The sequence below is a fragment of the Pseudomonas sp. Irchel 3A7 genome (assembly GCF_900187565.1).
Taxonomy (GTDB): Bacteria; Pseudomonadota; Gammaproteobacteria; order Pseudomonadales; family Pseudomonadaceae; genus Aquipseudomonas.
Window position 1 is genome coordinate 38,223 of record NZ_FYED01000015.1, and the last position, 25,161, is coordinate 63,383.

General features: G+C 60.5%; 26 protein-coding genes, 1 other RNA gene and 1 pseudogene. 16 read left to right on the plus strand and 12 right to left on the minus strand.

All coding sequences use genetic code 11. The features are described from left to right. Positions 1–54 precede the first annotated feature (54 nt). The 5 genes from ppx to CKW21_RS23315 all read right to left on the minus strand — a co-directional run bounded on the left by ppx (position 55) and on the right by CKW21_RS23315 (position 4,619). Complete coding sequence (ppx, locus tag CKW21_RS23295) at positions 55–1,563, minus strand: exopolyphosphatase (protein WP_095196256.1); 1,509 nt, start codon at positions 1,561–1,563, stop codon at positions 55–57. A gap of 208 nt (positions 1,564–1,771) precedes the next feature. After that, positions 1,772–2,509: an amino acid ABC transporter ATP-binding protein gene (locus CKW21_RS23300; protein WP_095196257.1), complete on the minus strand. Its 738-nt coding sequence runs from the start codon at positions 2,507–2,509 to the stop codon at positions 1,772–1,774. Further along, a complete protein-coding gene (locus CKW21_RS23305; RefSeq protein WP_095196258.1) occupies positions 2,496–3,146 on the minus strand; it encodes an amino acid ABC transporter permease in 651 nt (216 codons plus the stop codon). Before CKW21_RS23305 ends, CKW21_RS23300 begins: the two co-directional genes overlap by 14 nt. Continuing rightward, positions 3,143–3,811, minus strand: a complete 669-nt coding sequence (locus CKW21_RS23310; RefSeq protein WP_095196259.1) for an amino acid ABC transporter permease — start codon at positions 3,809–3,811, stop codon at positions 3,143–3,145. Before CKW21_RS23310 ends, CKW21_RS23305 begins: the two co-directional genes overlap by 4 nt. A gap of 22 nt (positions 3,812–3,833) precedes the next feature. Next, entirely contained in the window at positions 3,834–4,619 is a 786-nt protein-coding gene (locus tag CKW21_RS23315) for a transporter substrate-binding domain-containing protein (protein WP_095196260.1), read from the minus strand. Positions 4,620–4,875: 256 nt separating this feature from the next. Here CKW21_RS23315 and CKW21_RS23320 point away from each other — a divergent pair, with 256 nt between their 5' ends. The 6 genes from CKW21_RS23320 (at position 4,876) to CKW21_RS23345 (ending at position 11,107) form a co-directional block, all read left to right on the plus strand. Beyond that, on the plus strand, positions 4,876–5,583 hold the full coding sequence (locus CKW21_RS23320) for a FadR/GntR family transcriptional regulator (protein ID WP_095196261.1): 708 nt from the start codon (positions 4,876–4,878) through the stop codon (positions 5,581–5,583). 121 nt (positions 5,584–5,704) lie between these two features. After that, positions 5,705–6,034 carry a thioredoxin TrxA gene (trxA, locus tag CKW21_RS23325; RefSeq protein ID WP_003206727.1) on the plus strand — a complete coding sequence of 110 codons (330 nt, stop codon included), beginning with the start codon at positions 5,705–5,707 and terminating at the stop codon, positions 6,032–6,034. 248 nt (positions 6,035–6,282) lie between these two features. After that, complete coding sequence (gene rho / locus CKW21_RS23330) at positions 6,283–7,542, plus strand: transcription termination factor Rho (protein WP_003206716.1); 1,260 nt, start codon at positions 6,283–6,285, stop codon at positions 7,540–7,542. 142 nt (positions 7,543–7,684) lie between these two features. After that, on the plus strand, positions 7,685–9,151 hold the full coding sequence (ubiD, locus tag CKW21_RS23335) for a 4-hydroxy-3-polyprenylbenzoate decarboxylase (protein ID WP_095196262.1): 1,467 nt from the start codon (positions 7,685–7,687) through the stop codon (positions 9,149–9,151). Further along, the gene (locus tag CKW21_RS23340) at positions 9,151–10,119 is read left to right on the plus strand and encodes a CDP-6-deoxy-delta-3,4-glucoseen reductase (RefSeq protein ID WP_095196263.1); all 969 of its coding nucleotides are present in this window, start codon (positions 9,151–9,153) and stop codon (positions 10,117–10,119) included. Before ubiD ends, CKW21_RS23340 begins: the two co-directional genes overlap by 1 nt. A 319-nt stretch (positions 10,120–10,438) precedes the next feature. After that, positions 10,439–11,107: a gamma-glutamylcyclotransferase gene (locus CKW21_RS23345; RefSeq protein WP_095196264.1), complete on the plus strand. Its 669-nt coding sequence runs from the start codon at positions 10,439–10,441 to the stop codon at positions 11,105–11,107. On the opposite strand, the gene glpT is transcribed toward CKW21_RS23345, so the two are convergent. Then, positions 11,083–12,432, minus strand: a complete 1,350-nt coding sequence (gene glpT / locus CKW21_RS23350) for a glycerol-3-phosphate transporter (protein ID WP_095196265.1) — start codon at positions 12,430–12,432, stop codon at positions 11,083–11,085. The two genes, CKW21_RS23345 and glpT, sit on opposite strands and share 25 nt — an antisense overlap. A gap of 329 nt (positions 12,433–12,761) precedes the next feature. On the opposite strand from glpT, the gene CKW21_RS23355 reads away from it, so the two are divergent. Continuing rightward, positions 12,762–13,379 (plus strand): energy transducer TonB, encoded by a 618-nt coding sequence (locus CKW21_RS23355; RefSeq protein ID WP_095196266.1) that lies wholly within the window; start codon positions 12,762–12,764, stop codon positions 13,377–13,379. A gap of 54 nt (positions 13,380–13,433) precedes the next feature. Here the strand turns inward: CKW21_RS23355 and CKW21_RS23360 are convergent, their stop codons facing one another. After that, positions 13,434–14,411, minus strand: coding sequence for an NADPH:quinone oxidoreductase family protein (locus tag CKW21_RS23360; RefSeq protein WP_095196267.1), 978 nt, complete (start codon positions 14,409–14,411; stop codon positions 13,434–13,436). A 150-nt stretch (positions 14,412–14,561) separates the two neighbouring features. On the opposite strand from CKW21_RS23360, the gene CKW21_RS23365 reads away from it, so the two are divergent. Continuing rightward, complete coding sequence (locus CKW21_RS23365; RefSeq protein ID WP_095196268.1) at positions 14,562–14,969, plus strand: flagellar basal body-associated protein FliL; 408 nt, start codon at positions 14,562–14,564, stop codon at positions 14,967–14,969. 114 nt (positions 14,970–15,083) lie between these two features. Here CKW21_RS23365 and CKW21_RS23370 read toward each other — a convergent pair whose 3' ends face one another. Continuing rightward, positions 15,084–15,536 carry an EVE domain-containing protein gene (locus CKW21_RS23370; protein WP_095196269.1) on the minus strand — a complete coding sequence of 151 codons (453 nt, stop codon included), beginning with the start codon at positions 15,534–15,536 and terminating at the stop codon, positions 15,084–15,086. A 195-nt stretch (positions 15,537–15,731) separates the two neighbouring features. Here CKW21_RS23370 and CKW21_RS31555 point away from each other — a divergent pair, with 195 nt between their 5' ends. Further along, positions 15,732–15,887: a hypothetical protein gene (locus tag CKW21_RS31555; RefSeq protein WP_095196270.1), complete on the plus strand. Its 156-nt coding sequence runs from the start codon at positions 15,732–15,734 to the stop codon at positions 15,885–15,887. Between the two features lie 35 nt (positions 15,888–15,922). Here CKW21_RS31555 and CKW21_RS23380 read toward each other — a convergent pair whose 3' ends face one another. The 4 genes from CKW21_RS23380 to CKW21_RS23395 form a co-directional block, all read right to left on the minus strand. Beyond that, positions 15,923–16,528: a 5-formyltetrahydrofolate cyclo-ligase gene (locus CKW21_RS23380; RefSeq protein WP_095196271.1), complete on the minus strand. Its 606-nt coding sequence runs from the start codon at positions 16,526–16,528 to the stop codon at positions 15,923–15,925. A gap of 104 nt (positions 16,529–16,632) precedes the next feature. Beyond that, positions 16,633–16,811: non-coding RNA, 6S RNA (gene ssrS, locus CKW21_RS23385), on the minus strand. 30 nt (positions 16,812–16,841) lie between these two features. Then, a complete protein-coding gene (locus CKW21_RS23390; RefSeq protein WP_008055229.1) occupies positions 16,842–17,159 on the minus strand; it encodes a cell division protein ZapA in 318 nt (105 codons plus the stop codon). Beyond that, entirely contained in the window at positions 17,156–17,365 is a 210-nt protein-coding gene (locus CKW21_RS23395) for a TIGR02449 family protein (RefSeq protein WP_007982902.1), read from the minus strand. Before CKW21_RS23395 ends, CKW21_RS23390 begins: the two co-directional genes overlap by 4 nt. 194 nt (positions 17,366–17,559) lie before the next feature. On the opposite strand from CKW21_RS23395, the gene CKW21_RS23405 reads away from it, so the two are divergent. From CKW21_RS23405 to CKW21_RS23435, 7 genes and pseudogenes are all read left to right on the plus strand, one after another. Next, positions 17,560–18,120 carry a YecA family protein gene (locus tag CKW21_RS23405; protein WP_095196272.1) on the plus strand — a complete coding sequence of 187 codons (561 nt, stop codon included), beginning with the start codon at positions 17,560–17,562 and terminating at the stop codon, positions 18,118–18,120. Between the two features lie 26 nt (positions 18,121–18,146). Continuing rightward, positions 18,147–19,481, plus strand: a complete 1,335-nt coding sequence (gene pepP / locus CKW21_RS23410; RefSeq protein WP_095196273.1) for a Xaa-Pro aminopeptidase — start codon at positions 18,147–18,149, stop codon at positions 19,479–19,481. Then, positions 19,478–20,665, plus strand: a complete 1,188-nt coding sequence (ubiH, locus tag CKW21_RS23415; RefSeq protein ID WP_095196274.1) for a 2-octaprenyl-6-methoxyphenyl hydroxylase — start codon at positions 19,478–19,480, stop codon at positions 20,663–20,665. Before pepP ends, ubiH begins: the two co-directional genes overlap by 4 nt. 7 nt (positions 20,666–20,672) lie before the next feature. Next, positions 20,673–20,810 (plus strand): annotated as a pseudogene (locus CKW21_RS23420) (tetrameric acyl-CoA thioesterase); the annotation flags it as partial. Positions 20,811–20,819: 9 nt separating this feature from the next. Further along, positions 20,820–22,037 carry a 2-octaprenyl-3-methyl-6-methoxy-1,4-benzoquinol hydroxylase gene (locus tag CKW21_RS23425; RefSeq protein ID WP_170948713.1) on the plus strand — a complete coding sequence of 406 codons (1,218 nt, stop codon included), beginning with the start codon at positions 20,820–20,822 and terminating at the stop codon, positions 22,035–22,037. A gap of 221 nt (positions 22,038–22,258) precedes the next feature. Further along, on the plus strand, positions 22,259–23,263 hold the full coding sequence (locus tag CKW21_RS23430) for an extracellular solute-binding protein (RefSeq protein ID WP_095196276.1): 1,005 nt from the start codon (positions 22,259–22,261) through the stop codon (positions 23,261–23,263). Positions 23,264–23,475: 212 nt separating this feature from the next. After that, a complete protein-coding gene (locus CKW21_RS23435; protein WP_095196277.1) occupies positions 23,476–25,092 on the plus strand; it encodes an iron ABC transporter permease in 1,617 nt (538 codons plus the stop codon). Positions 25,093–25,161 lie beyond the last annotated feature (69 nt).

Below are 25,161 nucleotides of genomic sequence, written 5' to 3' on the forward strand. Positions count from 1 at the left end.
CCCACATGAATTGCACGCACAAAAAAGGCCTTCCGCAGAAGGCCTTTTTCAGTTTCAGCGCACGTTCAGCACGATATCGACGCGGGTCAGCCATTCCGCTTCATTGGCGAAGTCGGCCTGGGTCAGTTGGTTCTCGTCCAGCCAGTTTTCCGGGAACACCACTTCCAGGCTGTTGCCATGGGCATTCAGTTCCACCTGAGGCATTTGCTGGGTGCCGCGGATGTGGTGGAACAGGATCGCGAAGCGCAGCAACACGCACAGGCGAATCAGCTTGATGCCGTCTTCGTCGAATTCGGCGAACTTGTCCTTGGGAATGTTGCGGCGGTGGCCGCGCACCAGTAGCGCGAGCATCAGTTGGTCTTCACGGGAGAAACCGGCGAGGTCCGAGTGCTCGATCAGGTAGGCACCGTGCTTGTGGTACTGATAGTGAGCGATGTCCAGGCCCACTTCATGGACCTTGGCCGCCCAGCCCAGCCGTTCGCGCCAGACGCCGTCTTCATCTTCCAGATCCCAATCGCTGGCCACCTGATCGAAGGCATGCAGGGCTTTGCGTTCCACGCGGGCGGCTTGTTCCAGGTCGACGTGGTAACGCTCCATCAGCGAGCTGAGGGTGCGTTCGCGCACGTCTTCATGGTGATGGCGGCCCAGCAGGTCGTAGAGCACGCCTTCGCGCAATGCACCTTCGCAGTGGTCCATGCGCTGCAGTTCGAGGGAGTCGAAGATGGCTTCGAGAATCGCCAGGCCCGCCGGGAAAATCGCCCGGCGGTCAGGCTTGATGCCTTCGAAGTCGATTTTTTCGACATCGCCAAGTTTGATCAGCTTGCGCTTGAGCCAGGCCAGCCCTTCGGCATTCACTTCGCCGGCACCATGACCGCCGGCCTTCAGCGCCAGGCCGATGGCGCGAATGGTGCCCGAGGAGCCAATGGCTTCATCCCAGGTCAGGCGGTGCAGGGCGTGCTCGATGCTCATGATCTCCAGGCGGGCCGCCGTGTATGCCTGGGCATAGCGGGCCGGGGTGATCTTGCCGTCCTTGAAATAACGTTGGGTGAAGCTCACGCAGCCCATTTGCAGGCTTTCGCGCAGCAGGGGTTCAAAGCGCTGGCCGATGATGAACTCGGTACTGCCGCCGCCAATGTCTGCCACCAGGCGCTTGCCCGGGGTGTCGGCGAGGGTGTGGGACACACCGAGGTAGATCAGGCGCGCTTCTTCACGGCCGGAGATGACTTCCACCGGGTGCCCGAGGATTTCTTCGGCGCGGCGGATGAATTCGGCGCGGTTGCGGGCTTCACGCAGGGCGTTGGTGCCGACGATCCGCACGGCGCCCAGGGGCATACCGTTGATCAGTTGGGCGAAGCGCTTCAGGCAATCAAGCCCGCGCTGCATGGATTCTTCGCTGAGCTGACGCTCTTCGTTGATGCCGGCGGCCAGCTGAACCTTTTCCCCGAGACGCTCGAGAATACGGATTTCGCCGTTCTGGGCCTTGGCCACGACCATGTGAAAGCTGTTGGAGCCCAGGTCGATTGCGGCGATCAGGGACAGATTCTTGGCTTGGGATTGCGGCATGGTCAGGGGGTCTCGGTCGTTAACCTCGACATCGTGCCACGATCAAAGGCTGGCGCCAACGCGTTCGGTTCAAAGCCTTGATCCTGAGCAGAAAAGAGGGTGACCGCTGCGCGGTCATTCGCGAGCAGGCTCGCTCCCACAAGGACCTCATCAATCCTGTGGGAGCGAGCCTGCTCGCGAAGGGGATATCACAGACACTTGAATTCTTTCAGGTTGTCGCCTCAACCGTTCCAATGAAGTTCGCCAGCTCCGCCGTCTGCGGGTTGGCAAACAACACTTTCGGATCCCCGACCTCATGCACCAGCCCTTGATGCATGAACACCAACTTATCCCCAACCTCCCGGGCAAAGCGCATTTCGTGGGTGACCATGATCAATGTCATGCCTTCCTTGGCCAGTTGCCGAACCACGCTTAGCACTTCGTTGACCAGTTCCGGGTCCAGGGCCGAGGTGATTTCATCGCACAGCAACACCTTCGGCGACATTGCCAGGGCCCGGGCAATCGCCACGCGCTGTTGCTGTCCACCGGACAGTCGGTCGGGGAAGGCATCGAACTTCTCACCCAGGCCAACCCGCTCCAGCATCTGCCGTGCCCGTTCGGCGGCCTGGGCTTTCGGGACTTTCTGCACCACTTGTGGCGCGAGCATCACGTTCTCGCCCACTGTCAGGTGCGGGAACAGATTGAACTGCTGGAACACCATCCCGACTTTCTGTCGCAGGCTGCGCAGGTCGGCGCGGGCAGCGTCGAGGTACTCGCCGTCGACCTCGATGACGCCGTCGTTGATCGATTCCAGGCCGTTGAGCGTGCGCAGCAAGGTCGACTTGCCCGAGCCGCTGCGTCCGATGATCGCTACCACCTGGCCTTCCTCGACGCTCAGGTCGATGCCTTTGAGCACATGGTGATCGCCGTAGTATTTATGCAGGGCGGAAATTCTAAGCAGAGGCATGCAGTCTCCTTTCCAGGTAGCGCGCACTGAGGGATAGGGGATAACAGAGCAGGAAGTAACCGAGGGCCACGAGGCCGTAGACCATGAAGGGTTCGAACGTCGCGTTGGCGAGCATCCCGCCGGTCTTGGTCAATTCGGTGAAGCCGATGATCGAGGTCACGGCGGTGCCTTTGACCACTTGCACCGAGAATCCTACGGTCGGCGCCACCGCGATACGCAAGGCCTGCGGCAGGATCACGTAGCGCAGTTGTTCCAACGGGTTCAGCGCCAGGCTCGACGAGGCTTCCCACTGGCCGTTAGGGATCGACTCGACGCAACCGCGCCAGATCTCCGCCAGATAAGCGCTGGTGAACAGCGTCAACGCGATCGCCGCCGCCATCCACGGCGAAATTTCCAACCCGGCCAGCGCCACGCCAAAGAACACCAGGAACAGCTGCATCAACAACGGCGTGCCCTGGAACAGTTCGATGTAAGTGCGCGCGAAGCTGCGTGGCAGGGATTTTTTCGAGATGCGCATGACCATGATCAGCAAACCGATCAGCCCGCCGCCAATGAATGCCACCAACGACAGCGCCAGCGTCCACTGCAAGCCCGTGAGCAAATTGCGCACGATGTCCCAGAAAGTGAAATCGCTCATCGGCTGCTCCTCGCTATGAAGCGCTGGCCGATCCAGTTCAGCAATTGACGGATAAGCAGCGCCATGCACAGGTAGAGCAGCGTGGTCAGGGCGTAGGTTTCAAAGGCGCGGAAGTTGCGCGATTGAATGAAGTTGGCGGCGAAGCTCAGCTCTTCGGTGGCGATCTGCGAACACACCGCCGAGCCGAGCATGACGATGATGATCTGGCTGCTCAGGGCCGGCCAGACCTTGCTCAGCGCGGGCAGCAGCACCACATGGCGGAAGGCTTCGAAGCGCGTCATCGCCAAGGCCGCGGCGGCTTCCAGTTGGCCTCGGGGGATCGCCTGAATGCCGGCGCGGATGATTTCTGTGGAATAAGCCCCCAGGTTGATCACCATTGCCAGCACCGCTGCCTGCCATTCGGAGATCTGCACGCCCAGGGAAGGCAGGCCGAAGAAGATGAAAAACAACTGCACCAGAAACGGTGTGTTGCGGATCAATTCCACGTACACCGCGAAAACTCCGGCGAACGGGCGAATGTTCCACGCCCGCACCAGCGCCCCGACGATGCCCAGGCCCACCCCCAGCACTGCGCCGATGGCCGTCAGCTCAAGGGTGAACAGCGCTCCGCGCAACAGCAGGTCGGTGTTGTGCACCACGGGCAAGAAATCGAACTGATAAGCCATAGCGTGTCTCCTGCGCGCCGAATCAAAGGTCGGCCGGCAGCGGTTCTTTCAACCAGGTCAGGGCATTTTTCTCCAGCGCGCCATCGCTTTTGGCGCTGACGAGGATCTGGTTGACCTTGTCCAGCAACGCCGGCTCGTTCTTGTTCACGCCCACGTAGACCGGCGAATCCTTGAGCTTCACTTTCAGCGCCGGCACGCGTTTGGGGCTCTTTTCGCTGATCGCGACCATCACCACGTTGCCGCTGGCGATCAGATCAACCTGGCCGGCCAGGTAGGCGGCGATGGTCGAGTTGTTGTCTTCGAAGCGCTTGATGGTCACGCCTTCGGGCGCGACCTTGGTCAGCTCGATGTCTTCGATGGCGCCGCGAGTGACGCTGATGGTTTTGCCCTTGAGGTCGTCCAGGCTTTTTACGTTGGCGTCTGGTGGGCCGAACACGGCGAGGTAGAACGGTGCGTAGGCCCGGGAGAAATCGATGACTTTTTCCCGCTCGGGGTTCTTGCCCAGGCTGGAAATCACCAGGTCGACCTTACCGGTGGTGAGGAACGGGATGCGGTTGGTGCTGTTGACCGGGGTCAGTTCGAGTTTGACCTTGAGCTGGTCGGCCAGCAGTTTCGCGGTGTCGATGTCCAGGCCACGGGGCTTCATGTCCGGACCGACCGAGCCGAAGGGCGGGAAGTCCTGAGGCACGGCGACCTTGAGGACGCCGCGTTTGACCACATCCTCCAGGCCGTCGGCGTGGGCGGGTGCCTGGATCAGCATCAGGCTGGCAAACAGGGCAGCGAGGAGGGCGCTGTAACGCTGGGTCATGGCAAATCTCCGAATCGGCGAGGAGTGATTTCTGCGATTCGACAGAGCACGGGCCATGCCAATCTGTGGGAAAGAGCTCGGCAGGCCCCGGTTTCAAAGGGTTTGTTCGGTCTTACTGGTCTGAACAGTCAAGTAGGATTTCGCACTTCGATAGCGCATCGGCAGCAAGGGCCGAACCCCCATGGGGCACGACTTGCCGGACGCCGCGAATAGCTTTACAACTGACCGCACATTGGCCTGGCTCGTCTGGAAAACCATGAACTCGATCTCCCGCGCCGTACCTGAAGTGGCGCTGCAAGCCATCCGCAAACTGATCACCGAGCAAGGCTTCGGCCCGGGCGATGCCTTGCCCTCGCAACGGGACCTGGCGCTGCAATTGGGGGTCAGTCGGGCGTCGTTGCGCGAGGCATTGTCGTCGCTCAGTGCGCTGGGCGTCATCAGCATCCAGCCGGGCAAAGGTGTATTCGTGCAGTCGCCGGTGGATCTGCCGCGAGGCGAGGCGACACCCGGTTGGCCTTTCGCGGCGCAGGCGTCGCCATTGGATATTTTCCAGTTGCGCTACGCGCTGGAGGGGTTTGCCGCGGGGTTGGCCGCCGTGACGTTGAGTACCGATGAGCTCGATGCGCTGGAAGACAATGTCGCCGCCATGCGTGGCGAACTGAAGGCTGGCGACTTCGAAGCCGCGGCGCGCCTGGACTTCGAATTCCACCGGCGCATTCTGCTGGCCAGCGGCAATCAGGCGATGTTGAGCATCCTGACCGCCAGCGCCGACATCTTCCTGGAAAGCCAGAAGCTACCGTTCATCCGGGCCGAAAGGGCCATGGAAACGTGGCAGGAACACCGCAAAATCCTTCGCGCGCTGGCTCGCCGGGCCTCTGGCGCTGCGCAGAAGGCCATGCACGAACACGTACGCAACGCGGCGCTGCGCACCGGGATCGCCTTCGTCGCTCCCGCCACGGCGTGACCCGGGCTATACCCAAACTCATGGACCACCATAGCGAGACTCAATCAACTGCGGCTTCCTGAACACGGGAAGGGCAGCTATGATGGGCCACGTTTTTTTGCTTACAACCCTGGAGAATTCCATGAGCAGCGATCTTATCAAACACGTTAGCGACGCTAGCTTCGAGGCCGACGTACTCAAGGCTGAAGGCGCTGTACTGGTCGACTACTGGGCTGAGTGGTGCGGCCCTTGCAAAATGATCGCTCCTGTTCTGGACGAAATTGCCGAGACCTACAAAGGCAAGCTGACCGTTGCCAAACTGAACATCGACGAAAACCAGGAAACCCCGGCCAAGCATGGCGTGCGTGGTATCCCGACCCTGATGCTGTTCAAGAACGGCAACGTTGAAGCGACCAAGGTCGGCGCACTGTCGAAGTCGCAACTGGCGGCTTTCCTCGACGCCAACATCTAAGCGTCGTTGTAACCTGTCATCGAAAAGGCCCCGCAAATAGCGGGGCCTTTTCGTTATTGAGGGCTAGACGCTCCGAAACTCAGGTGATACATTCGGCCCCGCACTGGTTTCTCCATTGCCCCCTGCTAGCCGTCGCCGACGCTCTCCTTTTCGAATAAGTACGCGATCCTGTCGCCTTCTCCGCGGCGCGGCCTCATTAAGCCAAAAGCTTAATTTCCCCCCTCCATAAATGATTACGTCATTCCTATATGAATCTGACTGAACTCAAGCAAAAGCCGATTACCGAACTGCTCGAATTGGCCGAACAGATGGGCATAGAAAATATGGCCCGTTCGCGCAAGCAGGACGTGATTTTCTCCCTGCTCAAGAAGCACGCGAAAAGCGGCGAGGAAATCTCCGGTGATGGCGTGCTGGAGATTCTCCAGGACGGCTTCGGCTTCCTGCGCTCCGCTGACGCTTCCTATCTCGCCGGCCCGGACGATATCTACGTCTCGCCGAGCCAGATCCGCCGCTTCAACTTGCGCACCGGTGACACCATCGTTGGCAAGATCCGCCCTCCAAAGGAAGGCGAGCGTTATTTCGCGCTGCTCAAGGTCGACACGATCAACTTCGACCGTCCGGAAAACGCGAAAAACAAGATTCTCTTCGAGAACCTGACCCCGCTGTTCCCGACCGTGCGCATGAAGATGGAAGCCGGCAACGGTTCCACCGAAGACTTGACCGGTCGCGTGATCGACCTGTGCGCCCCGATCGGCAAAGGCCAGCGCGGTCTGATCGTTGCACCGCCGAAAGCGGGCAAGACGATCATGCTGCAGAACATCGCCGCGAACATCGCGCGTAACAACCCTGAAGTTCATCTGATCGTGCTGCTGATCGACGAGCGTCCGGAAGAAGTAACCGAAATGCAGCGCACCGTGCGCGGCGAAGTGGTTGCCTCGACGTTCGACGAGCCGCCAACCCGCCACGTGCAGGTTGCCGAAATGGTGATCGAGAAGGCCAAGCGCCTGGTCGAACACAAGAAGGACGTGGTGATCCTGCTCGACTCCATCACCCGTCTGGCCCGTGCCTACAACACCGTGATCCCGAGCTCCGGCAAGGTACTGACCGGTGGTGTCGATGCCCACGCCCTGGAAAAACCGAAGCGTTTCTTCGGCGCCGCGCGGAACATCGAAGAAGGCGGCTCGCTGACCATCATCGCCACCGCGCTGGTTGAAACCGGCTCGAAGATGGACGAAGTGATCTACGAGGAATTCAAAGGCACCGGCAACATGGAGCTGCCTCTGGATCGCCGCATCGCTGAAAAACGCGTCTTCCCGGCCATCAACATCAACCGTTCCGGCACCCGCCGTGAAGAGTTGCTGACTGCCGACGACGAGTTGCAGCGCATGTGGATCCTGCGCAAGCTGCTGCACCCGATGGACGAAGTCGCGGCCATCGAATTCCTGGTCGACAAGCTGAAAACGACCAAGACCAACGATGAGTTCTTCCTGTCGATGAAGCGCAAGTAAGTCGATAGTCCAGCCAGAAGCCGGGGAAACCCGGCTTTTTGCTATCTGAATTTTGATGATCTGGCAGTTCGTTGTTCTGAACCGAGGGGTTCGGCGCTAAACTGCCTGCCCCCGAACGCCACGGCCAACACGAGGCTCACGCATGCAGTATCGCGACTTGCGCGACTTTATCAGCGGGCTGGAAAAGCGCGGTGAACTCAAGCGCATCCAGGTTCCGGTGTCCCCAGTACTCGAAATGACCGAGGTCTGCGATCGCACCTTGCGCGCCAAGGGTCCGGCCCTGCTTTTCGAAAAACCCACCGGTTTTGATATCCCCGTGCTCGGCAACCTGTTCGGTACCCCCGAGCGCGTTGCATTGGGCATGGGCGCCGAAGCGGTCAGCGAGCTGCGCGAGATCGGCAAATTGCTGGCGTTCCTCAAGGAGCCCGAGCCGCCGAAAGGCCTTAAAGACGCCTGGTCCAAGCTGCCGATCTTCCGCAAGATCATCTCGATGGCGCCTAAAGTCGTCAAAGACGCGATCTGTCAGGAAGTGGTCATCGAAGGCGACGACGTCGATCTGGCGAAGTTGCCGGTGCAGACCTGCTGGCCGGGCGACGTCGCACCGCTGATCACCTGGGGTCTGACCGTCACCAAGGGTCCGAACAAAGACCGGCAGAACCTCGGTATCTACCGGCAGCAGGTGATTGGCCGCAACAAAGTCATCATGCGCTGGCTGAGCCATCGTGGCGGCGCGCTGGATTACCGCGAGTGGTGCGAGAAGCACCCCGGCCAGCCGTTCCCGGTCTCCGTGGCGCTGGGTGCCGATCCCGCGACCATTCTTGGCGCCGTCACGCCGGTGCCGGACAGCCTCTCCGAATACGCCTTCGCCGGTCTGCTGCGTGGTAACCGCACCGAACTGGTGAAGTGTCGCGGCAACGACCTGCAAGTGCCGGCCACCGCCGAAATCATCCTTGAAGGTGTGATCCATCCGGGCGAGATGGCCGATGAGGGGCCGTACGGCGACCACACCGGTTACTACAACGAAGTCGACAGCTTCCCGGTGTTCACGGTCGAGCGCATTACCCATCGCATCAAGCCGATTTATCACAGCACCTATACGGGGCGACCACCGGATGAGCCGGCGATTCTCGGCGTGGCGCTCAACGAAGTGTTCGTGCCTATCCTGCAGAAGCAGTTTCCGGAAATCACCGACTTCTACCTGCCGCCCGAAGGCTGTTCGTACCGCATGGCCGTCGTGACCATGAAGAAGTCGTATCCGGGGCATGCCAAGCGGGTAATGCTTGGTGTCTGGTCGTTTTTGCGACAGTTCATGTACACCAAGTTCGTTATCGTCACTGACGACGATATCAACGCGCGGGACTGGAACGATGTGATCTGGGCCATCACCACGCGTATGGACCCCAAGCGCGACACGGTGATGATCGAGAACACGCCGATCGACTACCTCGACTTCGCCTCGCCGGTCTCCGGCCTGGGTTCGAAGATGGGCCTCGATGCCACGCATAAGTGGCCAGGCGAAACCACGCGTGAATGGGGTCGGGTGATCGTCAAGGACGACGCCGTGACCCAGCGGATCGATGCCATCTGGAATCAGTTAGGAATAGATTGATGCGTGTAACCTTGCAGCCCTCCGGAGCAGTGCTGGATATCTTGCCCGGCGAGCGGATTCTCGATGGCGCACGGCGTCTGGGCTATGAATGCCCGCAAAGCTGTCGCAACGGCAATTGCCACGTGTGCGCGGCGCTGCTGGTCGAAGGCAGTGTCGAACAGGCCGGGCATGTGCGTGACCATGGCGAGTTCTACACTTGCATAGCAGAGCCGCTGGAAGACTGCATCGTGCTGTGGGATGGCGTGCTCGCGCTGGGAGAATTGCCGGTGCGCAGTCTGTCGTGTCAGGTCACCAGTTGCACCGAGGTCGGTGGTGATACCTGGCGGGTGCGGCTGCGGGCGCCGGCCGGCAAGCCGCCGCGCTACCACGCCGGGCAGTACCTGATGATCCACCGGGAAAACGGCGAAAAGTCGTCCTTTTCCCTGGCCTCGGCGCCTTCGGGCGGGCGTGATCTGGAAATCCACGTGCTGGCGCGCGAGGCCAGTGCACAAAGTTTGATCAAACAGCTGCAGCGCGACTCGCTGGTGCGAATCGACATGCCGTTCGGTGATGCACACCTGGCCGAGTTGCCGGACGGTCCATTGGTGTTGATCGCCGCGGGCACCGGCATGGGCCAGATTCATGGCCTGATCGAACATTGCCGCGCGACCGGCTTCAAGCACCCGGTTCATCTGTATTGGGGCGTGCGTCGTCCAGAAGACTTCTACGAAGTCGAACATTGGGATGAGTGGCTGAAGCTACCTAATCTGTTCCTGCACAAAGTCGTCAGCGATCACTGCGGTTGGCAGGGGCGTTGCGGCATGTTGCATGAAGCGGTATGCGAAGACTTTCCCGACCTCAAGGCCTTGCACGTGTATGCCAGTGGTTCGCCGGCGATGGTCTACGGCACGCTGGATGCGCTGGTCGAGGCGGGGATGGATGCGCACCAGATGCGCGCCGACGTGTTTGCGTATGCGCCACGCTCTTGATCCCAGATCCTGACGCCATCCCTGTAGGAGCGAGCTCTGCTCGCGATGGTCGTCACGATTGCGCGGGGCATCTGGCTGTCCGCGGTGTTCTTGAGTCCATCGCGAGCAGAGCTCGCTCCTACAGGGTTTATAACCCTCTATATAGCCCATCGGTATTTATAAAAACTTATAAATGTCGGTAGGTTATATCTGGTTCAAGTGATTAATTAAGAGTTGCGCCAATGCGCTTCAATTACTTGAATACATATGTGCCTTATAGCTACAGCGGTGCGTTCTATTTAGTAATTGTTTATTCGCGGGGAGCTGAACGCTATTCGCCATGAGCGCCATTGAATCTTCGATTTTGAACCTGGCTTACCCGCCGCGGCTCGACCTGGGGCCGCAGCTCACCCATGAACAATTGCTCAGCTCGATGCAATCGACCATGGCGCGCCACAAGGGCGGGCCGGTGTGGCTATTCGCTTACGGATCGCTGATCTGGCGCCCGGAGTGCACAGCGGTCGAGCGAGTGCGCGGGCGTGTGCATGGCTACCATCGCGGTTTGTACCTGTGGTCCCACGAACATCGCGGCACCCCGGAAATGCCCGGGTTGGTGTTCGGCCTGGATCGCGGCGGCTCTTGCAGCGGATTCGCCTATCGCTTGCCGGAAGAACAACTGGACGCTTCGTTGTATGCGCTGTGGAAGCGCGAGATGCCTTTTCCATCCTACCGCCCGCACTGGCTCAACTGCCGGCTTGAAGACGGCAATCAGGTTCAGGCCTTGGGATTTGTTCTGGAGCGGCATCTGCCCAGCTACGCAGGCAACTTGCCGGATCACGTGTTGAGCCACGTGTTCGAAAACGCTTGCGGGCGTTACGGCACCACTCGCGATTATGTCGAGCAGACCGCCCACGCCCTGCGAAGCCACGCCATGCCAGACCGAAATCTGGAGGCGCGGCTCAAGCGCTGCAAATCAAAGGTTGATCAGGCGATCGCTTCGCGGCTCTGACTGGCGACTTGCTTGTGCCACAGCGTTGGCGCAAGGAAAGCCATTGCCAGCAGGCAGGCACCGATCAACAGAACGAAACCGCCGTCCCAGCCGAAATGGTCCACGGTGTAGCCCATCGCTGCACTGGCTGCGACCGAACCACCCAGGTATCCGAACAGACCGGTGAAGCCGGCAGCCGTACCGGCGGCTTTCTTCGGTGCCAGTTCCAGCGCTTGCAGGCCGATCAGCATCACCGGGCCATAGATCAGGAAGCCGATGGAAACCAGCGCGATCATGTCGACCGTCGGGTTGCCGGCCGGGTTGAGCCAGTACACCAGCGTCGCCACGGTCACCAGTGCCATGAACACCATGCCGGTCAGGCCACGGTTGCCACGGAAGATCTTGTCCGACATCCAGCCGCACAGCAGCGTGCCCGGAATACCGGCCCACTCGTAGAAGAAGTACGCCCACGACGTCTTGTCCACGGTGAAGCCCTTGGCTTCCTTGAGGTAGGTCGGTGCCCAGTCCAGTACGCCATAGCGCAAAAGGTAGACAAAGACGTTGGCCAGGGCGATGTACCAGAGCATTTTGTTGCGCAGCACGTATTTGACGAAGATTTCCTTGGCGCTGAATTCTTCTTCGTGGCTGGCGTCGTAGCCTTCCGGGTAGTCATTCTTGTATTTCTCGATCGGCGGCAGGCCGACCGATTGCGGGGTGTCGCGCATGGTGATGAAGGCAAACACCGCCACCGCCATGGCCACCGCCGCCGGCACGTAGAACGCCGCGTGCCAGTCGTTGAACAGGCCCATGCCGATCAGGAACAGCGGGCCGATCAAGCCGCCGCCAACGTTGTGTGCCACGTTCCACAGCGACACCACGCCGCCGCGTTCCTTCTGCGACCACCAGTGCACCATGGTCCGCCCACTCGGCGGCCAGCCCATGCCTTGCGCCCAGCCATTGATGAACAGCAGGACGAACATGATGGTCACGCTGGACGTCGCCCAATGCGTAAAACCGAAAATGAACATTACTGCAGCCGAGACCATCAGGCCGAACGGCAGGAAGAAGCGCGGGTTGGAACGGTCGGAAACAATGCCCATCAGGAACTTGGACAAGCCGTAGGCAATGGCAATCGCCGACAACGCCACGCCCAGCTCACCGCGGGTGTAACCCTCTTCGATCAGGTAAGGCATGGCCAGGGAGAAGTTTTTGCGCAGCAGGTAATAACCGGCGTAACCGATGAAGATACCGGCGAAGATCTGCCAGCGCAGGCGTCGGTAGGTGCTGTCTATTTTTTCTTCAGGCAGTGGAGCCTGATGTGCGGCAGGACGAAAGAAAGCAAACATTCAAAAGCTCCAGTTTTCTTGTTTTGACTGCGGATGCGAATATTACAGTTTCGTTACCGAAAATAGCACTGGGTCTCATCGACCAAATAGCGGAAATGTTGGAAGTCGAGCGTTCCTTTATGAACATGTCGCTCAGACATAAATGAAAGACGGTGTAGGAAGGGTTACCTGGTGCCGCAATGAGACGCCTGATTCTTCCGGAGTAGGGCAGGTGTTTGGGAAATGTCCTGCATGGCTACCGGAAGCCATGACCTTCAGCCCAAAGCCTTCGATCTTTACCCTTTGTCCTGCTGCCAGGTCTGGCAATTCAGGTGCGAAGGGGAGGCGTTATGCGGTGGGTGGTTTGTGTGGTGCTGTTGTTGGTGTTGTCTGTTGAAAGCAGAGCGGGCGAGGTGTTTCTGATACCGGAGCACAACCCCAAGCCGATTTACCCGCCAGCGCTGCAACGGGCCGGGATCATCGGCAATGTCCGGGTCAGGTTCGTGGTCCATGCCGATGGTTCAGTCAGCAAAGTGAGCATTTTGCAAAGCGACCACCCTGATCTTGCCGAGGCGACCCGGGTTGCGGTAGGTCAGTGGCGGTTCAAGCCCTGGACGATCGAGGGGGACAAGCCAGCCGAGCAGGAAGTGATTGCGCCGATGATCTTCGGGTTCGACTCAGCGCTGCCACTTCACCTCAATGAATGGCTCAAGGCGTTGAAATGCCGCGAACTCAACGAAATCACCGTTAACACCCCGGAACACGCCTGGGCTGATACCCCTGCGTTCCACTACACCCGTGCCTATCTATCGAACGCCTTTTCTACGACAACGTTGCCTAATGAGCGGCGCCTGGCGCTGATAGCCAGGATGAACAGGAAAGTCCCGATCATTGTCAGGCAATGCCTGAACAGCCCGGTTTCCAGATATGTGAGGTTTTTGCCGGAGGAGATTCGCAAGTTGCTTTAGTGTTGTCCGGTCTGGACAGTGTCAGCGGCTGTCCAGACCGATTTTGGGGAGTCGTCAGCGAACCTGCACCACCACCTTACCGACCGCCTTGCGCTGGCCAAGATCATTGATGGCTTGTGCGGCATCACTCAGCGGATACACCTGCGACACCAGCGGCTTCAATTTGCCTTCGGCAAACCAGCCAAACAATTGCTGGAAGTTCGCCGCGTTGTCCTGTGGCTGACGCTGGGCAAACGAGCCCCAGAACACACCGAGTACGGCTGCGCCTTTAAGCAGGGCGAGGTTGACCGGGAGTTCGGGAATGCGACCGCTGGCGAAGCCGACCACCAGCAGGCGGCCGTTCCAGGCGATAGCACGGATAGCCTGGTCGAACAGGTCGCCGCCCACCGGATCGTAGATCACGTCGGCGCCCTGGCCATCGGTCAGACGCTTGATTTCATCCTTGAGGCTGGTTTCGCTGTAGTTGATCAGTTCATCGGCACCGGCAGCCTTGGCCACGGCCAGTTTTTCGGCGCTGCTGGCGGCGGCGATCACCCGGGCGCCCATGGCCTTGCCGATTTCCACAGCTGCAAGGCCGACACCGCCCGAGGCGCCGAGTACCAGCAGGGTTTCACCGGGTTGCAGGTTGCCGCGCTGCTTGAGCGCGTGCATCGAGGTGCCGTAGGTCATGCTGAAGGCGGCGGCGGTATTGAAGTCCATGGACGGCGGGATCGGCAGCACGTTGTAGCCCGGCACTGCGACCTGTTCGGCAAAGCTGCCCCAGCCCGTCAGGGCCATGACCCGGTCGCCGACTTTCAGGTGGCTGACCTTTTCGCCCACTGCGCTGACCACGCCGGCCGCTTCGCCGCCCGGGGAAAACGGGAAGGGCGGTTTGAACTGGTACTTGCCCTCGATGATCAGCGTGTCCGGGAAATTCACCCCGGCGGCGTGCACGTCCAGCAGGATTTCGTTCTTCTTCGCGACAGGACTGGCGACGTCTTCCAGCACCAGCGATTCGGCAGGGCCGAAGGCTTTGCACAGCACGGCTTTCATCAGGGCTATTCCTTTGGGAGTGATGGCCGATAAGTGTAGGTGTGTGAGTCAACGGGTCAACGAGCATGCCCCGCCCTGATAGTCAGCCATAAGCTTGTGCTTGAACGACGGGTCGTTATGCTAGGCCGCAAACCGGATAAGGAGTGAATTGTGAAAGCGTGGATCATGTTGATGCTGGCCCTGTCCCTGCCTGTGGCAGCGGTGGCCGAAGAAGCCAAAGAAGGTGCGGCACCGAAGGTCAATTACATCACCCTGAGTCCGCCGTTCGTGGGTAACTACGGATTGGACGGCACGCCCAAACTCAAGGTCTACAAGGCCGATGTGGCGTTGCGTGTGACGGGCGACGAGGCGACCAAGGCGGTCAAGGCCAACGAGCCGTTGATTCGTAATCAGCTGGTGGCGCTGTTTGCCCAGCAGACCACCGAGACGATGAACAACGTCGAGGCCAAGGAAAAGTTGCGTCAGGAAGCACTGAAGCAGACCCAGCAGGTCATGAATGATGAGACCGGGAAACCGGTGGTTGAGGATCTGTTGTTCAACAACCTCATCATCCAGTAAGTCGTTCGCTGTCCGGGCGGGGCTCTTCGCGAGCAGGCTCGCTCCCACATTTGAAAGAGTTTTCCTGTGGGAGCGAGCCTGCTCGCGAAAGCATTTAGTATGTCGCCACAAGCCTTACGGCTTGAGCGCAATAACGGCTGCCCACTGCTCCGCCGTCACCGGCATCACCGACAGCCTCGAACCCTTCTGCACCAAGGGCATTTCCGCCAGCGCCACCTGCTGCTTCAGATAGTCCAGCTTCAATACCCTGGAGAATGTCTGCACATGCGCGACATCAATCGCGCTCCAGGCATTTTTCTCTGCGGTAGCCTTCGGATCGTAGTAATGGCTTTCAGGCTCCAGCGCTGTCGGGTCCGGATACGCGGCTTCGACAATTTTGCCGATCCCGGCGATGCCCGGTTCGGGGCAACTGGAGTGATAGAAGAAGAACTCGTCCCCCACTGCCATGGACCGTAGAAAATTCCGCGCCTGATAGTTGCGAACCCCGTCCCAGCGCGCTTTGCCGAGTTTTTCCAGAGCTTTGATCGAGAGTTCGTCGGGCTCGGATTTCATCAGCCAATAGGCCATGGTTTGGCTCCTTGCGAGGTGTGTGGACAGGTTGTCCGGCAATTTTATGACAAACCGACAGTCGGTTGACGCCAGCATTTGCGTGCCGGTTCACGTTGTCGCAAAATGCCGGCCTTTAAAGCTTGACGCTGCTGCACGGCCTACAAACGGAAACCGCTGCTGTCATCGTGTTGATATGCCTTTGGGGGGCAATCGATGAAACGCAAACCGGATTTACTATGGATTTTGGTTATTTTGTTCGGCCTTGGCGTCGTGACCACTGGCTATGCCCAAAGCCTGTGGAGCAACAAGACTGATGCGCCAATCGAGGTCTCGGCGTTGCAGCAACAGTCGACAGCCTTCAAGCGCTGATCCTGTTTTTTCGACGCCTCCGAGGGTAGTGGCGTCTAGCGTGCTCCGTACCAGGCCTTGTCCGTTACCGTTCCGTGCAACGGCACATCCCAGCTCGCCTGAGCCAGTCGCCCCACCTTCTGACATTCATGGGCCAGCCCCAGCAGCGTCGGCTTGCGCCAGTCATGTCGGCGCGCCAGGTAGGCCAGGCTTCGATCATAGAAACCACCGCCCATGCCCAGGCGCCCGCCGACATCATCGAATCCCACCAAGGGTAACAACACCAGATCCAACGCCCAGACTTTACGTTGCCGGGCGAGGTTGTGCCTGGGTTCGAGAATGCGAAAACGGTTGGGCGTGAGTTTTTCGCCGGGCCGGATGCGCTGGAACACCATCTTGGTCCGCGGCCAGGCGCTGAGCACCGGCAGATAGGTGGCCTTGCCCCGACGCTGGGCGGCACGCAGCAGCAGGCGCGGATCGATTTCGCCGTCGGTGGGCAGATAAAGAGAGATGTGTTTGGCGCGGCGGAACAGCGGTTGCTGGGCCAATTGCTTGTACAGCCCGCGAGCCGCCTGGCGCTGCTGACTGGGTGTCAGTGCGCGGCGGGCCTTGCGCAGCATGCGTCGAAGTTGCGGGCGGGGAAGCAGCGCAGGTTCGTTCATGAATTCCGGCTTCGGCAGTACAGGTACGTGAAGCGTATCTTCTGTAGAAAAGCGAATCTATAAAAAAGCCGATGCCGGTATAAAAACCGGCATCGGCTGGAATCAGGCTCCCCGAATGTGCCGCTGTCGACTTAGCCCTTGAACCCGAGAGTTCAAGGTGGAAGACGCAGTAGGCTTTAAGGCTTTCCGTCTAGCGGACATGCACACCAGCCCAACGTGCGACCTCCAGGGTATAGCAAATCGGCTCAGGGACGTCGTCAACTGGCAAGCACCCCAGGGAGTGAAAAGAGTATACCGCAAGCGGTAGCGCGAATCAGCCTTTGGTGACGTCCGGATCGGTGGCGAGCACCAGATCGACGCGATCGAGCAGGTCGCGTACCTGCTCGCGGGTCGAGCCGCTGGCCTGGATATCCGGGCGTTCTTCCTTGTGCAGCAAGTCGTGGGTGATGTTCAACGCGGCCATGACGGCGATGCGGTCGGCGCCGATGACTTTGCCGCTGCTGCGGATTTCGCGCATCTTGCCGTCCAGGTAACGGGCGGCGCTCACCAGGTTGCTGCGTTCTTCCTGGGGGCAGATGATCGAATATTCTTTGTCGAGGATCTGCACGGTGACGCTATTGCTTGAACTCATGAGTCTTGCTCCAGGGCCTTGAGGCGCGAAATCATCGATTCGACCTTACGCCGGGCGATTTCGTTTTTTTCAATGAGGTGAGCGCGTTCCTCGCGCCAGGTCTTTTCCTGAGCTAGTAAGAGTCCGTTTTGGCTCTTAAGTTGCTCGACTCGCGTAATCAGCAGTTCGAGTCTGGCCATCAGCGCTTGCAGGTCGGTGTCTTCCATTGTCTTCACTGTCTGATGGGGGTCGGACTGTAGGAGCGAGCTTGCTCGCGATGAACCCGAGAACGCCGCGGGGTGTCAGGTACCCAGCGTTATCGTTGACGACCATCGCGAGCAAGCTCGCTCCTACAGGGGTAGTCGATGTAGGATACAAGGCCTTCATTCTAGACATAGCGCCGTCTGGCGCCTAGCTGCCCATGCCCATTCAGAATTCTCCGTACCAAGCCTTCGCCACCCTGCTGACTTCCAGCGGCCACCCTGTCTCGCCTGCCGAACTGCACGGCCTGTTGCTCGGCCGCAGCTGCGCCGGCGCCGGTTTCGATGCCGAGGGCTGGTTGATCGACGCCGCCGAGTTGCTCGAAAGCGAGCCGCAGGACAACGTTCGCGCTGCCCTGATCGGCCTGCAAGAGATGGTCAAGGGCGAACTCACCGGCGAAGACGTGACCGTCGTTCTGTTGCTGCCGACCGACGACGCTCCGCTGGCCGAACGCGCCGCGGCACTGGGCCAATGGTGCCAGGGCTTCCTTAGCGGTTTCGGTCTGAACTGCCGTGACAGCAGCATGCTGAGCACCGAGGCCACCGAAGTGTTGCAGGACCTGGCCGCCATTTCCCAGGTCCAGGACGCTCTGGAAGAGTCCGAGGACGGCGAAACCGACTACATGGAAGTCATGGAGTATCTGCGCGTCGCGCCGCTGCTGCTGTTCTCCGAAACCAGGAAAGCGGACGAACCGGCGGCTGCCAAACCGTCGTTGCACTAATCGAAGACAGGGAACGCCATCTGCCCATGATTCATATCCCGAAAGCGGAATACAACCGTCGCCGCAAGGCCCTGATGGCGCAGATGGAACCCAACAGCATCGCTATCCTTCCCGCCGCCGCGGTGGCCATTCGCAACCGTGACGTCGAGCACGTCTACCGTCAGGACAGTGACTTCCAGTACCTCAGTGGTTTCCCCGAGCCACAGGCCGTGCTGGTCTTGATGCCGGGGCGGCTGCACGGCGAATACATTCTGTTCTGCCGCGAGCGCAACGCCGAGCGGGAGCTGTGGGACGGCCTGCGTGCCGGCCAGGAAGGCGCGATTCGCGATTTCGGCGCCGACGACGCTTTTCCGATCGCGGACATCGACGACATCCTGCCCGGCTTGATCGAAGGTCGTGACCGGGTTTATTCGGCCATGGGCAGCAACCCGGAATTCGACCGCCACCTGATGGACTGGATCAACGTGATCCGCTCCAAGGCGAACCTCGGTGCCCAGCCACCGAACGAATTCGTTGCCCTGGATCATCTGCTTCACGACATGCGCCTGTATAAATCGGCGGCAGAAGTGAAAGTGATGCGCGAGGCCGCACGGATTTCCGCCCAGGCCCACGTGCGCGCAATGCAGGCCAGCCGTGCCGGTTTGCACGAGTTCAGCCTGGAAGCCGAGCTCGATTACGAGTTCCGCAAGGGCGGGGCGAAGATGCCGGCCTATGGCTCGATCGTCGCGGCGGGGCGTAATAGTTGCATCCTGCATTACCAGCAGAATGACGCCGTGCTCAAGGACGGGGACCTGGTGTTGATCGACGCCGGCTGCGAGATTGACTGTTACGCCAGCGATATCACCCGTACCTGGCCGGTCAATGGCAAGTATTCCGCGGAGCAGAAGGCGATCTACGAACTGGTGCTGGCTGCCCAGGAAGCCGCATTTGCCGAAATCGCTCCGAACAAACACTGGAACCAGGCCCACGAAGCCACGGTTCGGGTGATAACCCGCGGTCTGGTTGAGTTGGGTCTGTTGCAAGGCGACGTCGACGAGTTGATCGCCGGCGAAGCCTACAAAGCGTTTTACATGCACCGCGCCGGGCACTGGTTGGGAATGGATGTACATGACGTGGGCGAGTACAAGGTCGGCGGCGAATGGCGAGTGCTGGAAGTCGGCATGGCCCTGACCGTGGAGCCGGGTATCTACATTGCACCGGACAACAAGCATGTTGCGAAGAAATGGCGCGGCATTGGTGTGCGCATTGAGGACGATGTCGTGGTCACCAAAAGCGGTTGTGAAATCCTCACCAAAGGCGTACCGAAAACAGTCGCGGAGATCGAGGCCTTGATGGCGCAAGCACGGACACAAGCGGCATGAATCGGGTCAATCTGGCGATTATCGGCGGCGGCCTGGTGGGCGCCAGCTTGGCGATGGCGTTGCAGGCCGGGGCCAAGGCCCGTGGCTGGAAGATCGTGCTGATCGAGCCGTTCGCACCTGGCGACACGTACCAGCCGAGCTACGACGCGCGTTCCACGGCATTGTCCTTTGGCGCGAGGCAGATTTATCAGCGGTTGGGCGTCTGGCAGGAAATTTCCCGCCGCGCCGAGCCGATCAAGCAGATTCATGTCTCGGACCGGGGACGTTTTTCCACGGCGCGGCTGTCGGCGATGGAAGAAGGCGTCCCGGCGCTGGGTTACGTGGTGGAAAATGCCTGGCTTGGCCAATGCCTGTGGCAAGGCCTGGACAAGGACGTGATCAGTTGGCGCTGCCCGGCGGAAGTCACGCGCATGGAGCCGCTCACCGACGGCTATCGCCTGACGCTCAATGACGAAACCACGCTGGATTGCGATCTGGCGGTACTCGCCGACGGTGGCCGTTCCGGCCTGCGCGAGCAGCTGGGCGTCGGCATCAAGACGCGTCCGTACAACCAGAGCGCGCTGATCGCCAACATCACCCCGAGCGAAGCCCATAACGGCATGGCCTTCGAGCGTTTCACCGACGATGGTCCGATGGCCTTGCTGCCGCTGCCGGACAACCGCTGTGCCTTGGTCTGGACCCGCCTGGGAATGGACGCACAACGCCTGGCCGCCCTCGATGAACGCGATTTCCTCAGTGAATTGCAGGGCGTATTCGGCTATCGCCTCGGCACGTTGAAGCAGGTCGGTGCGCGGCACCTGTATCCGCTGTCGCTGGTGGAGGCCGAAGAGCAGGTGCGACCGCACCTGGCGATTCTCGGCAACGCCGCTCACAGCCTGCACCCGATTGCCGGTCAGGGTTTCAACCTGTCCCTGCGCGATGCCCAGGCGCTGGCCGATGCGTTGCTCGCCAGCGAACAGGCGCTGGGGGACTTCGCGACCTTGCAGGCCTATCGCGAACACCAGCGCCTGGATCAGAACCTGACCGTCGGCTTTTCCGATCAGGTCACGCGTTTGTTCGGCAGCACGCAGCCATTGGTTTCGCTGGGGCGCAATCTCGGCCTGCTTGGTCTCGATCTATTGCCGCCAGCCAAGCGCTGGTTCGCCCGGCAGGCCATGGGGCTGGGTACGCGTCCTGATGTTTAGCCCGACGATCCGTCGGCAGACGGTCGATGGCCAAAAATACCTGCCGCAATTGCAGGTCGATATTCACGACGGCGCCGGCAACCTGGTGGCGCGCGTCGGAACAACCCTTTACGTGCGGCTCAAGCCGCAAGCGAGACAGGCTTAAAGCATGGAAATGCGCGCAGATCTGCTGATTGTCGGGGCCGGAATGGTCGGCAGCGCCCTGGCGCTGGCGTTGCAGGACAGCGGGCTGGAAGTCCTGCTGCTGGACGGCAGCCCCCTGAGCGTCAAACCGTTTGATGCCCAGGCACCGTTTGAACCCCGGGTGAGTGCCTTGTCCATCGCCAGTCAACGGATTCTCGAACGCCTGGGTGTCTGGGACGGCATCGCCAACCGACGCAGCAGTCCTTACAGCGACATGCAGGTCTGGGATGGCAGCGGCACCGGGCAGATCCACTTTTCGGCGGGCAGCGTCCACGCCGATGTACTGGGCCACATTGTCGAGAATCGGGTGGTGCAGGATGCCTTGCTCGATCGCTTGCACGACTGCGATCTTGGCCTGCTCGCCAACGCGCGCCTGGAACAAATGCGCCGCTCCGGCGATGACTGGCTGCTGACCCTGGCCGATGGCCGCACCTTGCGCGCGCCCCTGGTGATCGCGGCGGATGGCGCCAACTCGGCGGTTCGGCGCCTGACCGGCGTCGCGACACGGGAGTGGGATTATCTGCACCACGCCATCGTCACCAGCGTGCGCTGCTCGAAACCCCATCAAATGACCGCCTGGCAACGCTTTACCGATAACGGCCCGTTGGCGTTCCTGCCGCTGGAGCGGGATGGCCGGCAGGATTGGTGTTCGATCGTCTGGTCGACCACGCCAAGCGAAGCCGAACGCCTGATGGCACTGGATGACGAAGGTTTTTGTCGCGAGCTGGAGCGAGCCTTCGAAGGCCAGCTGGGCAGCGTACTCAACGCTGACCCGCGCCTGTGTGTGCCGCTGCGTCAGCGTCATGCCAAGCGTTACGTGGCTGAAGGCCTGGCGCTGATCGGCGACGCGGCGCACACCATTCACCCGTTGGCCGGGCAGGGCGTGAATCTCGGGTTCCTCGATGCCGCCGTATTGGCCGAGGTGCTGCAGCAAGCGGCCGCCCGCGGTGAGCGCCTGGCGGATGTGAAGGTGCTCAGCCGTTACGAGCGTCGACGCATGCCTCACAACCTGGCACTGATGGCGGCGATGGAAGGTTTCGAGCGCTTGTTCCAGGCTGATCCGTTGCCGGTGCGCTGGTTGCGTAATACCGGATTGAAAATGGTCGACCGGATGCCCGAGGCCAAGTCGTTGTTCGTGCGCGAGGCGCTGGGGTTGACCGGGGATTTGCCGGCACTCGCCAAGGCCTGAGAATTTCTTTGAGGCTGATGGCCTCTTCGCGAGCAGGCTCGCTCCCACAATGGAATGCATTTCAACTGTGGGAGCGAGCCTGCGCGCGAAGGCGGCGGCACATTCACCACCCAACTCTGGCTGTGCAACATCTGGTAACGCCTCCACGAACTGTTCGATTGAGAAGGCAAATGTGAGTCCTTATCATTTGTCCTCAATTTTTCAATCGAGAGAGCGCTCCCATGTTGGCACCGAAGCGTCTACTGACCGCACTGGCCCTGACTCTGATCGGCAGCACCGCCGCCCAGGCCGCCGACGAGGTGGTGGTCTACTCCTCGCGTATCGACGAGTTGATCAAGCCGGTCTTTGATGCCTACACCGCTAAAACCGGTGTGAAGGTGAAGTTCATTACCGACAAGGAAGCGCCGCTGATGCAGCGGATCAAGGCCGAGGGCGAGAACGCCACCGCTGACCTGTTGCTGACTGTCGATGCCGGTAACCTCTGGCAAGCCGAGCAAATGGGCATCCTCCAGCCCTTCACCTCGAAAACCATCGATGCCAACATCCCGCTGCAGTACCGTGCCGCCTCTCACGCCTGGACCGGCCTGAGCCTGCGGGCGCGGACCATTGCCTACTCCACTGATCGGGTGAAGCCGGGTGAGCTGACCACTTACGAAGCGCTGGCCGACAAGAACTGGGAAGGTCGCCTGTGCCTGCGCACGGCGAAGAAGGTCTACAACCAGTCCCTGACCGCTACCATGATCGAAGTCCATGGCGCCGAAAAAACCGAGAAGATCCTCAAGGGCTGGGTCAACAACCTGTCCACTGACGTGTTCTCCGACGACGTTGCGGTACTGGAGGCCATCAGTGCCGGTCAGTGTGATGTCGGCATCGTCAACACCTACTACTACGGTCGCCTGCACAAGCAGAAGCCTGACCTGCCGGTGAAGCTGTTCTGGCCGAACCAGGCGGATCGTGGCGTGCACGTCAACCTGTCGGGCATCGGCCTGACCAAATACGCTCCGCACCCGGAAGCGGCCAAGGCCCTGGTGGAATGGATGACCACGCCTGAAGCGCAGAAAATCTTCGCTGACGTGAATCAGGAGTTCCCGGCCAACCCGGCTGTGCAACCTTCCGCCGAAGTCGCGGCCTGGGGCAAGTTCGTGGCCGATACCCTGCCTGTCGAAGTCGCGGGCAAGCGCCAGGCCGAAGCGATTCGCATGATGGATCGGGCTGGCTGGAACTGACCTGTGGCCCGCGGCTTGTCTGTGGCAAGGGAGCTTGCTCCCGTTGGGCCGCGAAGCGGCCCTTTGGCTTCTGCTCATTCAAGATGATCTGATACCCTTCTGCGGCTGCTTCGCAGCCGAGAGGGACGATGCGGCGATCCGACAAGCTCCCTCGCCACAAAATGAAGCTGACTGCAGACTTGCGTCGGCTTCACATTTTCTAGAGAACTTCCTTGGCCCACCCCGCCCAACGCCGCTGGTACCCCCTGGTCTTCGCCATCGCTGCGCTGGTCCTGCTGCCCCTGAGTGTGTTGCTGCTTTCCTGGCAATCCATCGATCAACAAATCTGGTCCCACCTGTGGGACACACAGATGCCGCGTTTGCTGGGCAACACCCTGACCCTGGTGCTTGGCGTCGGTGTCGGGGTGACGATCCTCGGTGTAAGCCTGGCCTGGCTCACCAGCCTCTGTGAATTCCCCGGCAGGCGTTGGCTGGATTGGGCCTTGATGCTGCCTTTTGCAATTCCGGCCTACGTGCTGGCCTTCGTTTTCGTCGGTCTGCTGGATTTTTCCGGTCCCGTGCAAACCCTGCTGCGCGAGTGGTTCGGCACGGGCCTGCGTTTGCCGCGCGTGCGTTCCACGGGCGGGGTGATTCTGGTTCTGGTGCTGGTGTTTTATCCGTACGTTTACCTGCTGGCGCGTACCGCGTTCCTCGCTCAGGGCAAAGGCCTGATGGAAGCCGCGCGGGTGCTGGGGCAATCGCCATGGCAGGCATTCTGGCGGGTGGCCATGCCCATGGCGCGTCCCGCCATCGGCGCTGGCGTGGCGTTGGCGCTGATGGAAACCCTGGCGGATTTTGGCGCGGTGTCGGTGTTCAACTTCGACACATTCACGACCGCGATCTACAAGACCTGGTACGGGTTTTTCAGTCTTTCCAGCGCCGCACAACTGGCCAGCCTGTTATTGCTGGTGGTGATGGTGGTGCTGTACGGCGAGCGTCGTGCGCGCGGGGCCAATCGGGCGAGCAATGAACGGCCACGGGTCAAGGCGTTGTACCACTTGCATGGCATCAAAGCGTTGTTGGCCACGGGGTGGTGCGCTCTGGTGTTCGCCTGTGCCTTTGTCATTCCGGTGCTGCAACTGTTGGTGTGGTTCTGGCAACGTGGGCGCTTCGATCTGGATGAGCGTTACAGCGGTTTGATTCTCCACACCCTGTACCTGGGCGCGCTGGCCGCGTTGATCACCGTCAGTGTCGCGCTGATATTGGCATTTGCCCAACGCCTCGCGCCGACCCAAGGGATCCGCGCCGGGGTCAGTCTGGCCAATCTTGGCTACGCCTTTCCCGGCTCGGTGCTGGCGGTATCGATCATGCTGGCGTTCAGTTACCTGGACCGCGAACTGGTGATCCCGCTCTCCGGCTGGCTCGGTGGCGCCGGCAAACCACTGCTGCTGGGCAGTCTGTCGGCGTTGCTGCTGGCCTACCTGGTGCGCTTCATCGCCGTGGCTTACGGGCCGCTGGAAAGCAGTCTGGCGCGTATACGGCCATCTTTGCCCGAAGCGGCACGTAGCCTTGGCGTCAGTGGGCCGCGACTGTTTTTCAAAGTGTATCTGCCGTTGTTGCTGCCTGGTTCGTTGAGCGCGGCGCTGCTGGTGTTCGTCGATGTGCTCAAGGAAATGCCCGCGACCCTGCTGATGCGCCCGTTTGGCTGGGACACACTGGCCGTGCGGATCTTCGAAATGACCAGCGAGGGCGAGTGGGCGAGGGCGTCTTTGCCGGCACTGACCCTGGTTTTGGTCGGACTGCTACCGGTCATCGGATTGATACGACGTTCGGCGCATCGAAACAGCTAGGTGTCAGTCCTACACCTTGCGGCTACAATGCGCGGCATTCGGTGCGGTCTGTCTGACAGACAAGGTAGT

Excerpts from the sequence above, each read along its gene's own strand:
- CKW21_RS23425 (WP_170948713.1), top strand. The coding sequence starts at position 20,820 with ATGCGCGCAGATCTGCTGATTGTCGGGGCCGGAATGGTCGGCAGCGCC.
- CKW21_RS23320 (WP_095196261.1), top strand. The coding sequence starts at position 4,876 with ATGAACTCGATCTCCCGCGCCGTACCTGAAGTGGCGCTGCAAGCCATC.
- CKW21_RS23405 (WP_095196272.1), top strand. The coding sequence starts at position 17,560 with ATGCCCATTCAGAATTCTCCGTACCAAGCCTTCGCCACCCTGCTGACT.
- pepP (WP_095196273.1), top strand. The coding sequence starts at position 18,147 with ATGATTCATATCCCGAAAGCGGAATACAACCGTCGCCGCAAGGCCCTG.
- CKW21_RS23360 (WP_095196267.1), bottom strand. The coding sequence starts at position 14,411 with ATGAAAGCCGTGCTGTGCAAAGCCTTCGGCCCTGCCGAATCGCTGGTG.
- CKW21_RS23370 (WP_095196269.1), bottom strand. The coding sequence starts at position 15,536 with ATGGCCTATTGGCTGATGAAATCCGAGCCCGACGAACTCTCGATCAAA.
- CKW21_RS23340 (WP_095196263.1), top strand. The coding sequence starts at position 9,151 with ATGCGTGTAACCTTGCAGCCCTCCGGAGCAGTGCTGGATATCTTGCCC.
- ubiD (WP_095196262.1), top strand. The coding sequence starts at position 7,685 with ATGCAGTATCGCGACTTGCGCGACTTTATCAGCGGGCTGGAAAAGCGC.
- CKW21_RS23395 (WP_007982902.1), bottom strand. The coding sequence starts at position 17,365 with ATGGAAGACACCGACCTGCAAGCGCTGATGGCCAGACTCGAACTGCTG.
- CKW21_RS31555 (WP_095196270.1), top strand. The coding sequence starts at position 15,732 with ATGAAACGCAAACCGGATTTACTATGGATTTTGGTTATTTTGTTCGGC.
- ubiH (WP_095196274.1), top strand. The coding sequence starts at position 19,478 with ATGAATCGGGTCAATCTGGCGATTATCGGCGGCGGCCTGGTGGGCGCC.
- trxA (WP_003206727.1), top strand. The coding sequence starts at position 5,705 with ATGAGCAGCGATCTTATCAAACACGTTAGCGACGCTAGCTTCGAGGCC.
- CKW21_RS23355 (WP_095196266.1), top strand. The coding sequence starts at position 12,762 with ATGCGGTGGGTGGTTTGTGTGGTGCTGTTGTTGGTGTTGTCTGTTGAA.
- CKW21_RS23390 (WP_008055229.1), bottom strand. The coding sequence starts at position 17,159 with ATGAGTTCAAGCAATAGCGTCACCGTGCAGATCCTCGACAAAGAATAT.
- CKW21_RS23310 (WP_095196259.1), bottom strand. The coding sequence starts at position 3,811 with ATGGCTTATCAGTTCGATTTCTTGCCCGTGGTGCACAACACCGACCTG.
- CKW21_RS23300 (WP_095196257.1), bottom strand. The coding sequence starts at position 2,509 with ATGCCTCTGCTTAGAATTTCCGCCCTGCATAAATACTACGGCGATCAC.
- rho (WP_003206716.1), top strand. The coding sequence starts at position 6,283 with ATGAATCTGACTGAACTCAAGCAAAAGCCGATTACCGAACTGCTCGAA.
- CKW21_RS23380 (WP_095196271.1), bottom strand. The coding sequence starts at position 16,528 with ATGAACGAACCTGCGCTGCTTCCCCGCCCGCAACTTCGACGCATGCTG.
- glpT (WP_095196265.1), bottom strand. The coding sequence starts at position 12,432 with ATGTTTGCTTTCTTTCGTCCTGCCGCACATCAGGCTCCACTGCCTGAA.
- CKW21_RS23430 (WP_095196276.1), top strand. The coding sequence starts at position 22,259 with ATGTTGGCACCGAAGCGTCTACTGACCGCACTGGCCCTGACTCTGATC.
- ppx (WP_095196256.1), bottom strand. The coding sequence starts at position 1,563 with ATGCCGCAATCCCAAGCCAAGAATCTGTCCCTGATCGCCGCAATCGAC.
- CKW21_RS23305 (WP_095196258.1), bottom strand. The coding sequence starts at position 3,146 with ATGAGCGATTTCACTTTCTGGGACATCGTGCGCAATTTGCTCACGGGC.
- CKW21_RS23315 (WP_095196260.1), bottom strand. The coding sequence starts at position 4,619 with ATGACCCAGCGTTACAGCGCCCTCCTCGCTGCCCTGTTTGCCAGCCTG.
- CKW21_RS23345 (WP_095196264.1), top strand. The coding sequence starts at position 10,439 with ATGAGCGCCATTGAATCTTCGATTTTGAACCTGGCTTACCCGCCGCGG.